Consider the following 14,645-nt stretch of genomic DNA (forward strand, 5'->3'; position numbering starts at 1 on the left):
TTATTTCAAATATAAAATACTATAATTAATTTTTATATTTATTGCCATGATACTTGTTGCAGATAGTGGCTCATCAAAAACAGATTGGATGGGTTATCATAATGGCGAAACCATTAAATTTAGTACCCCTGGAATAAATCCTTATTTTTTAAGTGAACAAGAAATTACCAAGCTGATTTCTAAAAATGAATCCTTGTTACAATATGCCGGTGAGGTAAAAGAAATCTATTTTTTTGGAGCGGGTTGTTCTTCTCCAGACAAACATGAAGTCGTTTCAAATGGTTTATCAGCTGTTTTTGGCAATGCTTTCATTTCTGTAGACCATGATCTTCTGGGTTCCGTATATGCCACCTGTGGAAACGCAGAAGGTTTAAACTGTATTCTAGGCACCGGATCTAATATCTGTTACTTTGACGGAAAAAAAATCCACGATGGGCACCATGGCCTGGGCTATGTTCTCGGCGATGAGGGATCAGGCACTTTCTTCGGGAAAAAAGTGCTTTTAAGCTATCTGTATAATAAAATGCCGGCCACGTTAGCGGCAGAGTTTAAAAAATCTTTCCCTGCAGAAAAAGAACAGATTATTACCAATATTTATCAGAAACCTTTTCCAAATATCTATCTGGCAGGCTTTAGCCGCTTCATGGCCAGCCATACAGACAACGCTTTTATTCAGGAAATATTAAGAACAGGCTTTCAGGAATTTGTAGATACGAATGTTAAAGACTATCCCAAACACAAAAACGTACCTTGCCATTTTGTAGGCTCAATTGCCTATTATTATCAGGATGCACTTATTTCGGTATTGCGTGAAAATGGCATAGAGCCCGGCAAAATTTTACAGAAGCCCATCGATGAACTGTTTAATTTCATTTTACATAAAGAAGGCATTATTCAGCAGGCCAGCTAAGTCAAAATATACATTCACATAATAATTTGTTAAAATATCCTTAAGATTGTAAACATATCCACGCAAACTTTTGTTATACTTTTAACAGCATATAATTGCACACACATATGAAGAGAATACTGGTAGTAGATGATGACATTGAGGTTTTAGAAACCATACAATTAATCCTGGAAATTGGAGGGTTTAAAGTTTCGGCACTAAGCGACGGTGAGGAAATTTTTAATAGGATCGAAAAATTTAGTCCTGATTTAATCTTACTTGACATCTCTCTTGGGCATATAGATGGTCGTGTATTATGCGAACAATTAAAATCAATTGAAAGTACCTCTAAAATCCCTATTCTGCTTATTTCTGGCTTGTACGATCAAAAAGATTTTACAACCTTAAACTATGGTCAGGATGATTTCTTATCAAAACCTTTCCAAATGGATGTACTGCTTAAAAAGATCACCAAAATTCTTTCACTTGAAGAAGATAAACCAAGTTTTCTTTTAAATTAAATTTAATCCGACATTAAAATACTTAGCCAAGAAGACCTTAAATTTTCTTGGCTTCTTTATTTTGATGAAACCAATTATTTATCTTCATGCCAAATAAATCTAATCATCATGATACCAGATAATGAATGGTTAAACACCTGGAACCAGAAACGTGCATTATTAACCTGCCCCAATAATCTGAACGATTATTTTGAAGAAACAGCTGTTGCGGGCAAAAAGATAGATCGCCTCGAACTGGGAAGTGTTTCTATTCCTACAGGAGAAATTCTGGTTAGAGATCCGTTGGTATATATCCAAAAAGATGCTGAGCCATATTTAATTAAGGTTCCTGCCGGCGAATTCCCGGTAACTGCAGCTGTAGTTGTTCCCGATGGCGAAGATTGCGCAAGGTATGCCGCCGTTAAAGTGCAGTTTACAGCTGATGATGCTATTCGCTTTGAAGAAGCATTAATTGGTACGGAAGACCTGGTTGATTTTACTGAAGGACAATTTTTTGGTTTTAATGTGGATGCGGGTTTAGGTTGTGTTCTGGATAAAGAAACACTAAAACATTTCTGTACGTTTCAGGATAAATTTCATAGCGAACATCCGGGTAAAAACCTCTATGATGATTATTTCGCAGCACTTTTTGCAGCTAATTACGTTGAAAATCCAATTTATCAACGCGAAGCCGGCGACTGGATCAACTGGAAAATCCCCGGAACAGACTATCATATTCCATTTTTCCAGAGTGGTTTTGGCGATGGCGCCTACCCGGTTTATTATGGTTTTGATATTGAAGGTAAGGTATGTTCGCTAATTATTCAATTTATAGATATTGAATTGGCTTATGGTGAAGATGAGTAACTTTTTCCATGAGATTTTGATTTTGGCTGATCGTCATTCCCAACTTGATTGGGCATCTTAATTCACTGATAAATAATAGTATTGCTTTCCGAGTTAAAGCCATTAGTCTGGAGCAACAGATCATGGAATCTGAACCGACTACTTAAGAAAAAGGTCTTCGACTCCACTCAGACTGACAAAGACCGTGCTTAATTTAACAACGTAGCGGAAATAACGACCATGGAATAAAAGCAATAAGTGCCCCCTATTGTGGCACAGCACGGCCAGATCTAAACGCGATTGCACGAATGCCCCCGATTTTTTATCAGGGCAGAAGATACAGCGGGGCTAACATGAATAGGAATACAGGCTTTGTTTTCCAAAATCGTAGCTTCAAATTACTTAATAAAACAAATTATATCCTGGTACACAAGCTACAGCCTGCCAGTCTTTGAGACACCAGTCAGGCAACCAGGAATCAGAGATGGAGATTATATGAATAGTGGCACCCAGAAATGAATAACATACATTTTCCCTCTCACTTATATCTGTCATTTTGGCAAACAAATTCTTTTGGAACAACCCTTGATATGCTCGATATAGATTAAACAATTATTTACATATGAGCATACAGGAAAAAGGAAATATTTCTATACACACCGAGAATATTTTCCCGATAATTAAGAAATTTTTATACTCTGATAACGAAATTTTTCTTCGTGAGTTGGTTTCTAACGCAGTAGATGCAGTCCAGAAAATTAAAAGACTGGGTTCCCTAGGTCAATTTAATGGCGAAGTTGGTGCGCCATTGGTACAAGTTGCGGTTGATAAGGAAGCAAAAACCATTACCATTAGCGATAACGGTTTGGGAATGACGGCCGAAGAGATTAAAAAGTACATCAACCAGGTTGCATTTTCTGGCGCAAGTGAGTTTGTAGAGAAATTTAAAGATGCAAAAGATGCCAATGAAATCATCGGTAAATTCGGTTTAGGGTTCTATTCGGCCTTTATGGTTGCTGATTTGGTTGAAATTCAAACTTTATCGTACCAGGATGGCGCCGAGCCAGCACGTTGGGTTTGCGATGGAAGTACAGAATTTGAGATTACTGAAGGTACTAAAACTACCCGTGGTACCGATATTATCCTCCATGTAAACAAAGATTCGGAAGAATTTTTAGAAGAAAGTAAACTACAGGAAATCCTTAATAAATATGCTAAATTTTTACCAGTTCCGATTAAGTTTGGTACTAAAACCGAATCGGTTGAAGATGGCGTAGATGAAGAAGGTAAAGCTAAATTTAGCGATGTTGAAGTTGATAACATTATCAATACCACTAACCCGATCTGGACAAAAGCCCCTGCAGATTTGTCAGACGAGGATTACCTAAACTTTTACCGTGAGTTATATCCATTTAGTGAAGAACCATTATTCTGGATCCACCTGAATGTTGATTATCCATTTAATTTAACCGGCGTACTGTATTTCCCTAAGTTGAAAAACGATTTTGAAATGCAACGCAACAAAATCAAATTGTACTCCCGCCAGGTATTTATTACTGATGAGGTTAAAGATATTGTTCCTGAATTTTTAATGTTATTACATGGTGTAATCGACTCTCCTGATATTCCTTTAAATGTATCGCGTAGTTTCCTGCAGGCCGATAGCAATGTTAAAAAGATCAACAACTACATTACCAAAAAGGTTGCTGATAAATTAGGTGAGCTATTTGCTAAAGACCGTAAAGCTTATGAAGATAAATGGAAAGACATTGGTCTTTTTGTTAAATACGGTATGATCAGCGAAGAGAAGTTTTACGACAAAGCCAAAGATTTTGCTTTAGTAGGCAACACGAAAAACGAGCTTTTCACACTTCCTGAATACAAAGAAAAAGTATCTCCTTTACAGACTGATAAAAACGGCACGGTTGTGTATTTATACACGAATGATGCTGCTAAACAAGATGCTTTTATCCAATCAGCCAATAAAAAAGATTACGATGTTTTAGTGCTGGATTCGCCTATCGATAATCACTTTATCAATCAATTGGAGCAAAAGTTAGAGAAAACATCAATTAAACGTGTTGACTCTAGCGTTGCAGATAAATTAATTGAGAAAGACGAGCAAAATGAGCATGTTTTAAATGAAGATCAGGTAAAAGAAGTGACCACTATTTTTGAAAAAGCAATTACCAAACCAGGTATGCATGTAGAAATAGTGGCTTTACACCCTGAGGAACTGCCTGTAACGATTACCATGGATGAGTTTATGCGCCGTATGAAAGATATGGCTGCTATGGGCGGTGGAATGAATTTTTACGGCCAAATGCCAGACAATTACAAGGTTGCCATTAACGGGAACCACAAGTTGATCAGCAAGATTTTAAACGCTGATGAAGCAGAACGAAGCACTTTGGCCAAACAAGCAGTAGATTTAGCGCTTTTAGCACAAGGTATGTTAACCGGAGCAGAGTTAACAGCTTTTGTAAGCAGAAGCGTAGAATTAATATAATTAAAAAATCCTATCCTTTAAAAGGAGAAACCGGGCCGGTTTCTCCTTTTTTGTTTTACAGAGCGGAACAAAAAAAAGTCCTGATCAGATCAAGACTTTTTGGATGAGATTTTTTGGGAACTTTTAAATTAAAATTAATATGGTTAGCTGGCTACATGAGCTCTTTGATCTACATTAAAGTAATCTTTATGATCTTGGATCATTTTTGCAATGATAGCTGCTTTAGTGTCAGTTAATTTAAACTCGAACAATGGCTCTTGATTTTTCTTTGATCTTACCATTTTCTCTGTATAAAAGCGATAAACTAAGCCATTGGTTAATAAACCATATTTAGCTTTTGTTTTACGGAAGTATTTAGATAAGCGCGAATCGTGAATATCCAAATTATCGTTGTGGTGTTTACATTCAACAAGAATTGTCGGTTCGCCATCTTTCATAATGGTGTAGTCAACTTTTTTGCTTTTTTTAACTCCGAAGTCTAAAACAGCCTCAGATTGAACCTCAGAGGGGTCAAATCCCAAGATTTGGATAAAAGGCATAACTAAAGCGTTCCTTGTTAAATCCTCAGATTGAACTTGTGGAAGCATTTTCTTAATTCTTACGGCAAATTGCCCGATTTCGTCTTTCAATTCCATATTGTTATCTATTAGGTAGTTAATTTTTTAAATGATATTGGTTAAATACCGAATTTGCAGTAGCAATAATCTGATCTAAACTTTGTTTATCAAAAAAGTTTCTGTTCAACATATCAACCATATAAGTCAATTTGTTGATATCATTTGTCTGCATCGTAAACTGAAAATTTTTCATGCCATCTTTGATAGCCTGTTGAACGTAATTACGTACAACTAAAAATGATTTTCTGAATGCATATTCTCCATCTAACTGGCCCCTAACAGGCTGTTGTCCATCAAGATTGCTATATTCATTCTGCATTCTTTGGTACATATCGGAGTTGATTCCTTGATTTTCCAGAATACCTTTGTAGTAGATTTTATTAAGTAAATATTCGTATTCGTTGTTTTTCATGTGGAGGATTGGTAGATGTAGGGGGAATATTCTTTGTTTTTCGGTATTTCTTGTTTTTTAAGTTTAATAGTCTAACCCAGTATTGTATGGCCTGTTTTTAATATTATTATCTACAGGCTACACAAGATTGGGCAGGCAGATGTTTTTTAATTAGTAGCTTCTGACCACTAATTATTTGTTTTTGGCAAACAGTATAAAGATTATAAAAAGAAGGGGTGCGAATAATTTTTTTACATCAACCCCCCAGAATATTACACGAAACCCAGGTTTTTTATAGACAAAACCGGGAAACAAGTTTTTTTGAGGCGCAATTGTTAATTCAATTCATTTTTATTTAACTTGCATTCAAATCAAATAAACCAACAAATTTTACTCATGAATCTAAAATGCGTTGTTATAGACGACGAGCAACATGCAATTGAAGTGTTAACTGACCATATTGCAGAAATGCCTGGCTTGACAGTTTTTAAAACTTTTACCAGTCCTGTCCAGGCACTTACCGAAATAAGTATCGAAGACGAAATTGATTTATTATTTATGGATATTGATATGCCAGGAATAAATGGATTAGAACTGGCCAAAAATATCAGGGAAAAAGCAAAGTATTTGATTTTTACTACTGCGCATCCCGATTATGCCCTGCAGGCATTTGATGTACAATCAGATCAGTATTTATTAAAACCTATTTCCTTTGCAAAATTTGCTTTAGGTGTAGACAGGATTTTAAAAAAAGAATCAAATAATAATAGCAAGGCTACTATGAAAGAAGCGGATCAGGTTGCGGCCCTTTATATTAAAGGCGACCATAAATATGCTTTTTCCAATATTGCTATTGATGAAATACTTTATATCAAAGCATTACAAAATTATATACAGATTATTACCAAATCTGAAATCCATACCACCTATCTTACACTTAAGGAAATTGAAAAGGCCTTAGAAAACCACCCTTTTATCCGTGTTAATAAATCGAACATCGTGGCTAAATCGGCAATCAAAAAAGTAGATGGAAATATAATCCGTTTGGTGAATAACGAGATGATACAAATTGGCGAAGGTTATAAAGAAACTTTCTTCGCCTATGTACAGAGCAGTTTATTAAAATCGAACCGCAATCAGTAGATATTAAAATATCATATTGCTAACTGTAGCACTCGTAATTATAGTATGACCTTGATCACCGGGCTTTCATGATTATGATCTGGTATAAATTAGTTCATTAATTGACTTATATTTATAAAACTGCAATCCAGCTGGTCATTACTATTGTATGGCTTTGGTCACCTGTAGGCGTTGTAGAATAATTATTTTGAGCTTTGATATTTTTATAAACGAAAACAGTTTTTTTAGCTAGTTTAGTTGTGTGTTGCGCTTTCATGATATTAATATTTATATGTGATTATTTATGGTTGTTATTAATTTCTGTAAAGATGCAGCCTAAAATTAACCAGCACCATTTTTTTACACAAAACCCCAATTTTAGGAGACAAAAACCCTATTTTAATAGATTAAAAGCGAAAAAATGAATTTTTCAGCCCTCAAAACATTATATAAAAAATACAAACTCCACCTGCTTATCTGGAGTATTTACATCATATATGAAGTATTTATTTTAGGTTATGCATCTAAACAATTTAAACCACCGGGCATCTATCTTCTCATTTATTCCACTAATATTGCTACATTTTATCTTCATGCTTTTTTGCTCAAAAAAGTATTGAGTAAAAAAAGTACTCCCCTCAGAATTATAAACATTCTATTACTGATTGCTGCAATGTTAGCCATCTACATTATGGCAAGTTATATACTCCTTTTGTTGTTTCAAAAAATCAGGATCATAGAATTCAACATGGCAAACTTTGTACCGCGTGATTTCGTATTGTCCTGCATGTATAGATCACTATATTTTATCGGGTTCGCAACCGGTTATGTTTATCTTATTAAATCATTTCAGGACCAAAAGAAAGTAGAAGCATTAGAACGACAGAACCTGGTTACCCAAATAGAGAAACAGGCTTTAGAAAATGATCTGGTTCAATCGCAAAACAATTATCTGCGTAGCCAGATCAATCCACACTTTTTATTTAATACCTTAAACTTTATTTATAACGATGCCCGCAAAAAGGCACCCATGGCAGCTGATGCCATTATGAACCTGGCAGAAATGATGCGTTATGCGTTAAAACGCCCTGCAGCATCAGAGATGGTTCCGCTTAATGAAGAAATTGAACAGATTGAACACCTTATCAATCTCCATAAACTCCGAACGGCCAATACCATCAACCTGGAACTCAAAGTAACCGGCGATATGTTCGGATTAAGATTTCCGCCTCTTATCTTACTAACGCTGGTCGAAAATATATTTAAGCACGGAAATGTTTCGCACTCTACGCAGCCGGCAATTATTAAAATCGCTTACGAACATGACAGGCTGAATATCAGTACCATCAACATGATTAATGATAATAAAGGCAAACAAACAGAAAGCCATCATGTAGGGATTGACAATGTTGGCAAACGCCTTAATAGTTTTTATGGCAATGCTTATGTATTCAGGTATTACCAAGATCAGCTTAATCGCTATATTACTGAAATAGAGGTAATGGTCGTTAATCCATTGGCCAGGCTAAACCGTTAAATTTTTGTTGCATGCTGACGCTGGATATCTTTTAGCAGAAAATAGTACATCACCATTTCGTGCGTACGCTGATCTTTACTAAAAAGACGGTTTACATGCATATGTATTAAATCGGTTAATAGCTTTAATGCATTTTCCGCTGCACATTGCTGAAGCATTTTGATGAACGAACCTGAAAACACACTAAACCGCTGCTCCTGTTCCGCAGTTGATGCTGCCCATTCTGTTTTTCGAAATTCCTGATAATGACTATTTAATTGTTTAAAATCGGCCGCATCTAACCTATGCTCTTCATTAAAGCTATCAGACATTAGTCTTACGATCTTGCTGATGGCCAACCTGTCCAAAATGTCAGATTCAATAATCCTGGAAAACAAAAGACTGCACCATCTATATTTATTGAAATCATCGGTCTGTGTTTCTAAAAGCGAGAATACAAATTCACTATCTATAGCAAAGTGTTGTTCAACATCTTCGATCATATCGCTGCCATAACGCTCCAACTCACGCCTGTAGGTTTTAATCTGTACATCTGATACCAAACCTGAATTTAAAAACAGTTCCAGATCATCCATCAAATTTGAGGTTAGCAACTGTCCGTCTTCTGGATTGTTAAGTTGTACCCTAAACCTGATGTGGTTTCCATTTTCATTGTAGCGGATAAAAAACCATGATTTGACCAATTCTGTATAAGTACTAAGAAAGGGGGCGATTACTTCGGTCAAAATATGATCACTACGTTGCTGATGGCAATAAATTTCAAAATACAGCCATTCTTTACCTGGCAGAAAAAAGCGCGTCACATCAGTATTTGCAGCTGTCTGAGCCCAACCACGGTAAATTTGTTCGCTGTGGCCTATGCTTAGAACAAACTGCGCTAAATAGGGTTTCGCTGCTTCATCAACGACAATGCTATTTTGAGGCATTACCATTTCTTCAATGTAAATATTACCCTGTTTTAACACATATTGCAGAAAAGCATTTATATCATCGTCATTCTGTAGGCCGAAGCATAAGGTTTGATCGGAAATACCTGCTTTAAAATATTCGCTAACACCTAAATTATTCAGGTATGATCTACATTCGGCAATGGATATCATTTTTTTTTGATCAGCCCCTAACAACGCTTCTTTTTTAATTCTCCATTTGTTATTGCTTAAAACAATATTCTGATATTGTAGCCTTGGATAATAATCCAGATCCGGAATAATAGCATCGAGCGGAAAGGAAAGATTTGTTTGCAAGCCCTGATGCTGCAGATCACACAATAGCCTGAATACAGAAAGATCTGAACGAATGTAATTATAGGCAGAAGCCATTCTTGGTACCAACCGTTTATTTAACTGCTTAGAGCGAAGAATAATCTCTGTGCCCTTTACTGAAATCTGTATATCATTTAAAGCAAGTGGAGCTGCCGAAGTATCGAAATTTAAAATTGACAATTGATGCCCATAAATCAACTTGCGCCGGTTAACATTATCTACATTGGCTTCTACCATATAGGCTACATCAAAAAACAGAACATCGGGGTTTGCCTGTTGTTCTGCAGCTGCAATATTTTTCGCATAATGTGTTACCAATTCATCTGCCATGGTAAATCTTCCGCTTAATGCATTGGAAGTTGCGCCACCAATCTGTTCTACAAAAATCAGCTCATCATGAACTGACATCACCATACTGAAAGAATTAGGCAATGATGTTAATTTCTGCTTCGGTGCGAATGCCATCCTGTTCAGATAAATTGGCTTATCTTTTTCGAATTTATGTTCAGTAAGATAAGTTTTTAATGCTGCTTTAATACTGTCTGATTCTGCCTTTTTAGCAGGCTTATTAATAAAGTGTGTAATAAAATCACTTTTTTGACCGGATTGTTCCAACTCATCGTAGCCCACGCCCATTTCAGGATCCAGTGCCAGTAACAATGGTACTTCCTGATCTTCGAATTTCTTCTTGAACCTAACCTGAAACTGACCAAGGGCATCATGATCTTTTACCGGCATGATGTTATGGAGCATACCAATCAAACCCGGAATGGCCTGAAGCGAACGTTCATTGATACATCCAGACAAAACTGTACGCTGCGCAATAAGGTATTTAGGCAAATCAGCCGTAGCGGTAAGGCCTAAACGTTCAAAATAATCTTCTCCGATGATATTGGGATCGTAGTTGGTAAAAACAAGCTGTAAATCATACATGTCATGCAACAAACCAAACAAATTCTGAATTTCATCATCATTTAAATTTAATTGTTTTACCAGATCGTTAATCCGGACCGGCTTTAAGCAAGCAGCTAATATCTGCTGTACAAAGTCGTTTTGATCTAACTCGGCCAGTTCGAAAACGCCTTCAGTGCAGGCTATATAACGGATACTATTGGATGTTAAGTAATAGCTGCTGTTGCTAAATAATAGACAGTTCTTCTGCAACAGGTCTGCCAATGGCAATTGAAGATTATTTTTATAAGGCCAATCTATCAGTTCACCTACTTTTTGAATCTCTTCAATCACTATCCTGCTTTCAGATGGTTTAATGGCATCGTTTAATAAGCTAAAACCAGCAAAAGTGCCATAAGGGGTTGACCGGAATTTTGCACGGTTAAAATATTTCCAAATGGTAAAATAAACCTTAGGTGGAAGATCCTGGAGTTCGTTTGCCTTTACTTCTTTTATGGTTTCGTAAAAAGCTGATGATGATATTGAAATGGCAGACTTCAATTCCTCCCAACAATCTAACAGTTCGGATTGATATGAAAATTTAGGTGTTCTAAAAATTATGGTTGGTTGGATATTGAGCTTCATTGCGTTTAAAAGATAAGCCGAAAATTACAAAGATTAATTCAATTATTAATTTTCAGTTTAGAATTGGAGAAAATATATTCATAATTTCTCTCAAAAATTAATCTACAGTAATAACCGATCTCAAATGGTTGCCCATTGGTTTTTCGTTAGTTGAACACACGAGACCAGGGCTACATGGCGGCAAAAGGTTAATCCGGAATGGTAACCCTTTCTGAATAAACTAAGGATTTCCAATCCTTTAATAGTGGATTAAAAATTTAAAGCATAATAGCGTAGGTTAACAAATACATCAACCAGCACAAAAAAGCCATCTCCTTTTCAGAAAGATGGCTCAACAGGATGATTATATACCTTATTTTTTGGTTACTTTAAACTCTGTTCTTCTGTTTTTTGCCCTTCCTTCAGGGTTATCCTTTTTCTTGCGCTTTACCATAATTTCGTTTGGCGCAACAGGCATCGACTCTCCATATCCTTTAGAAGTCATTCTGGCCGCGGCAATTCCTTTACTTTCCAGATAATCTGTACAAGATTTTGCTCTTCTGTTCGATAGATCCAGGTTGTACTCATCTGTTCCGATATTATCGGTATGAGCGCCCAGCTCAATTTCCATTTCCGGATTATCTTCCATAATCGGGATCAGGAAGTCCAATACTTTTTTAGAAGGCTCGGTAAGTTCGGCACTGTTAAATTCATAATAAATATTTTCCAATGTGATTGGTATGCCCAATTTAAAAGGACTTAGACAATAATCTTTATCAATCAGGGTATCTGCTTTTGCCAATTCCTCGTAAAGATAATTTTTAGTAATGGCGAAGTAATTATCTTTTGCTAAAAGCAATTTGATCGGTCTTTTCGAATCTACTTTAAACCTGTAAATACCATCGGTTCCCGTAGTTATTTTCTGCGATCCTTCTGCATTGGTTAAAGTTACACTGGCACCTGCTAAAGGCAATTTTGTTTTACAATCGGTTAAAAGACCTGCTATGGAAAGGTATTCCTTTTTCACTTCAAATACTTCCAAACAGCAAGATGATTCGCGATCAGAGCTGATATATCCTTTTATTCCTTTATCATCAGTTGCGGTAAAATAAAGATCATCTTTCGATGAATTGAATGGATAACCCATGTTTTTAGGGTTAGACCAATTGACCAGATCGCCATCCGACTCAAAGAAATCAAGACCACCGAAACCTACTCGGCCATCGGTACTGAACAATAACTTTCTGGTTAAAGAATTATAGTATGGTGCACGCTCGTCATCTTCGGTATTGATAGTCGGACCAAAATTTACTGCCTGACCTAATGAACCATCTTCACGCAAGGTACAATACCAAAGATCGAATTTACCGTAACCACCGCTTCTATCAGACGAGAAAAGCAGAAACTTACCATCGCTGGTAACGAAAGGTTGTGAAGAATTAAAATCTTTGCTGTTTACCTGTAAACCAACAGGTTGAGGATCCGCCCATTTATCGCCAGTTTTTTTTGAAGAGTAAATAGCATATTTTTCTTTATCCTTCCAGGCAGTAAAGTACATCGTATTTCCGTCAGGAGTAAAAGTGGCTGCAGCAATTTCTATGTTTTTAGGAAAATTAATATCAACTTTCTTTACAGCAATATCAACCGAAGTTAATTCTCCTTTAGCTATATAGATATTATTAATAAACGGATTAGATTTAGTTGATACCTGAATTTCTCCGGCATCCGTTTTAACCATGTCTTTTTTACTCCCTACAGCGACCGGACGGGATGAGGTAAAATACAACTCGTTATTGATTTTAACGGGTGCGTAATTAGATCCTAAGCCATTTATATTGGCCGGTACTTTTCTAACCTGTATCATACGTGGAAAACGCATTTCTCCGATGGCAAACTTACATGATTCAATTTCCTTTTGGGCATCTTTAGCTAAAACATCGCCGGGATTTTTCTGGATGAACTGCTGAAATGCATCAATAGCCTGATTAAATTTTTTATTTGCCCTTAAGCTTTCAGCATAATAAAATAAGGCCTTTCTGAAACGTGTATTGGTAAAGGTTATGGCTATAGCATAGTATTTTTCAGCCTCGTTAAATTCCCTGTAAAGCCTACTGGATTCTGCAAGGTTGTAAACAGATCCTTCATAATCTTCTATTACTTTATCATCATCTGCTGATTTTCTTTCTTTACCATATGGTAAAATAGCCTGGGTACTATCGCCGGTTATTTTTAAGGCCTTTTTATAAAAAGTTGATGCTGCGTAATAATCCTTATTTTCAAAATAAGTATCTGCAACCTTTTTATAGTTCACCACATACTGTGCGTTTGCAAAACCGCCAAATGCCACTAACAAAAAGAGTAATATTTTTTTCATCTTTTTAAACTTGTTTTCAAATGATGATGAAGCCATTATGATCGGAAATCATACTGGTTTCATTTGATTAATTATAAACGTGGGCAAAAGAAGTTTGGACCAATTATGCCATTGCGGCCGATAAGCGATATGGAAAGCTCTAAACCACCGTTGCTGTTTGATGCACGATTAAAAGAAGAGGTATTTATATCATAACTTAATCCGAAAACCATATTTTTTAGCTGCAAACCCACAAAAGCAATGGCAGCATCTTTATTGCGATAATTACCACCAAATAGAATGTTAGCAGATGGATTAACGTTAAGTTGTGCATAAGCACCCAGCGAAACTTCATTTGTATTACCCTGATACATAAATAATGCATTGGGTACAATATCCAATAACGCTGAAGCCTTGATCCTGGCGCCTCCATGTGCGGTAAAACGTACCGGAAGCCGTGAATTTGTTCCCGAGAAACGATCCATAGGCCGGGTTAAATGCGCTGCACTAGCCCCTAAAAAAACATTTACGCCCTTGTTCGGATCACCATCAAAGAACATGATACCTGCATTTACATCAGGAACCAAAGATGATTGAGATGAAAGTGTTTCGCCGCTCATCATACCACCATCATAACCCGTAATTGGATTATACTGGTTACCAAACCTGGCCTGAGAAAAATCGAAACTACGGTTGATGATACCGGCCTGTAAGCCAAAACTCACCATCTGCAGGCCCTCGTTACCAAACCTTAAACGGTACGAACCTGATACCAGAGCTGAGAGATAGTTAAAATCCAGCTCTCCCGCCCGCTGGTTTAAAATGGTGGCACCAAATGCGAAGTTCTTTTTTGGGGCCATATCAAACGATGCGCCACCGGTTAAAAAAGAACTGTTCAATGCACTCCATTGTTGTTTAAAATTTACAGTTGCACGGTAATCTCCATCTATTACCCCGGTTAAGGCCGGGTTGAGGTATAATGGGTTTGCATAATATTGTGAAAAATGCGGATCAGTTTGTGCAAAGGACTTAGCTGTAAACAGCAGCAATCCCAGCACTGCAACATATATTTTTAAAGCCGATAGTATTTTCATGGTCTTTTAT

At 36.5% G+C, this 14,645-nt stretch carries 12 protein-coding genes; 6 read left to right on the forward strand and 6 right to left on the reverse strand.

The window, feature by feature from the left end; all coding sequences use genetic code 11:
• The first annotated feature begins 46 nt into the window (after positions 1 to 46).
• The 4 genes from ABEG20_RS15365 (at position 47) to htpG (ending at position 4,744) form a co-directional block, all read left to right on the forward strand.
• Positions 47 to 910, forward strand: coding sequence for an N-acetylglucosamine kinase (locus ABEG20_RS15365; RefSeq protein ID WP_406824168.1), 864 nt, complete (start codon positions 47 to 49; stop codon positions 908 to 910).
• A 107-nt stretch (positions 911 to 1,017) separates the two neighbouring features.
• Positions 1,018 to 1,410 carry a PleD family two-component system response regulator gene (locus tag ABEG20_RS15370; protein WP_406824169.1) on the forward strand — a complete coding sequence of 131 codons (393 nt, stop codon included), beginning with the start codon at positions 1,018 to 1,020 and terminating at the stop codon, positions 1,408 to 1,410.
• Between the two features lie 108 nt (positions 1,411 to 1,518).
• The gene (locus tag ABEG20_RS15375; RefSeq protein WP_406824170.1) at positions 1,519 to 2,256 is read left to right on the forward strand and encodes a DUF4241 domain-containing protein; all 738 of its coding nucleotides are present in this window, start codon (positions 1,519 to 1,521) and stop codon (positions 2,254 to 2,256) included.
• Positions 2,257 to 2,857: 601 nt separating this feature from the next.
• On the forward strand, positions 2,858 to 4,744 hold the full coding sequence (htpG, locus tag ABEG20_RS15380; protein ID WP_406824171.1) for a molecular chaperone HtpG: 1,887 nt from the start codon (positions 2,858 to 2,860) through the stop codon (positions 4,742 to 4,744).
• 143 nt (positions 4,745 to 4,887) lie between these two features.
• Here the strand turns inward: htpG and ABEG20_RS15385 are convergent, their stop codons facing one another.
• Together ABEG20_RS15385 and ABEG20_RS15390 are read right to left on the reverse strand one after the other, a co-directional pair.
• Positions 4,888 to 5,379 (reverse strand): type I restriction enzyme HsdR N-terminal domain-containing protein, encoded by a 492-nt coding sequence (locus ABEG20_RS15385; protein ID WP_406824172.1) that lies wholly within the window; start codon positions 5,377 to 5,379, stop codon positions 4,888 to 4,890.
• 19 nt (positions 5,380 to 5,398) lie between these two features.
• A complete protein-coding gene (locus ABEG20_RS15390) occupies positions 5,399 to 5,773 on the reverse strand; it encodes a hypothetical protein (protein ID WP_406824173.1) in 375 nt (124 codons plus the stop codon).
• A 375-nt stretch (positions 5,774 to 6,148) separates the two neighbouring features.
• Here ABEG20_RS15390 and ABEG20_RS15395 point away from each other — a divergent pair, with 375 nt between their 5' ends.
• Positions 6,149 to 6,895, forward strand: a complete 747-nt coding sequence (locus ABEG20_RS15395; RefSeq protein ID WP_406824174.1) for a LytR/AlgR family response regulator transcription factor — start codon at positions 6,149 to 6,151, stop codon at positions 6,893 to 6,895.
• A gap of 112 nt (positions 6,896 to 7,007) precedes the next feature.
• Here ABEG20_RS15395 and ABEG20_RS15400 read toward each other — a convergent pair whose 3' ends face one another.
• Entirely contained in the window at positions 7,008 to 7,151 is a 144-nt protein-coding gene (locus tag ABEG20_RS15400) for a hypothetical protein (RefSeq protein WP_406824175.1), read from the reverse strand.
• A gap of 144 nt (positions 7,152 to 7,295) precedes the next feature.
• Between ABEG20_RS15400 and ABEG20_RS15405 the strand changes: the two genes are divergently transcribed.
• A complete protein-coding gene (locus tag ABEG20_RS15405; RefSeq protein ID WP_406824176.1) occupies positions 7,296 to 8,411 on the forward strand; it encodes a sensor histidine kinase in 1,116 nt (371 codons plus the stop codon).
• On the opposite strand, the gene ABEG20_RS15410 is transcribed toward ABEG20_RS15405, so the two are convergent.
• The 3 genes from ABEG20_RS15410 to ABEG20_RS15420 all read right to left on the reverse strand — a co-directional run bounded on the left by ABEG20_RS15410 (position 8,408) and on the right by ABEG20_RS15420 (position 14,635).
• Entirely contained in the window at positions 8,408 to 11,209 is a 2,802-nt protein-coding gene (locus ABEG20_RS15410) for a thiopeptide-type bacteriocin biosynthesis protein (protein WP_406824177.1), read from the reverse strand. The two genes, ABEG20_RS15405 and ABEG20_RS15410, sit on opposite strands and share 4 nt — an antisense overlap.
• 352 nt (positions 11,210 to 11,561) lie before the next feature.
• On the reverse strand, positions 11,562 to 13,562 hold the full coding sequence (locus ABEG20_RS15415; RefSeq protein WP_406824178.1) for an OmpA family protein: 2,001 nt from the start codon (positions 13,560 to 13,562) through the stop codon (positions 11,562 to 11,564).
• 71 nt (positions 13,563 to 13,633) lie between these two features.
• Complete coding sequence (locus ABEG20_RS15420) at positions 13,634 to 14,635, reverse strand: PorP/SprF family type IX secretion system membrane protein (protein ID WP_406824179.1); 1,002 nt, start codon at positions 14,633 to 14,635, stop codon at positions 13,634 to 13,636.
• Positions 14,636 to 14,645 lie beyond the last annotated feature (10 nt).

It is taken from the genome of Pedobacter sp. KACC 23697 (assembly GCF_045348445.1).
Lineage (GTDB): Bacteria > Bacteroidota > Bacteroidia > Sphingobacteriales > Sphingobacteriaceae > Pedobacter.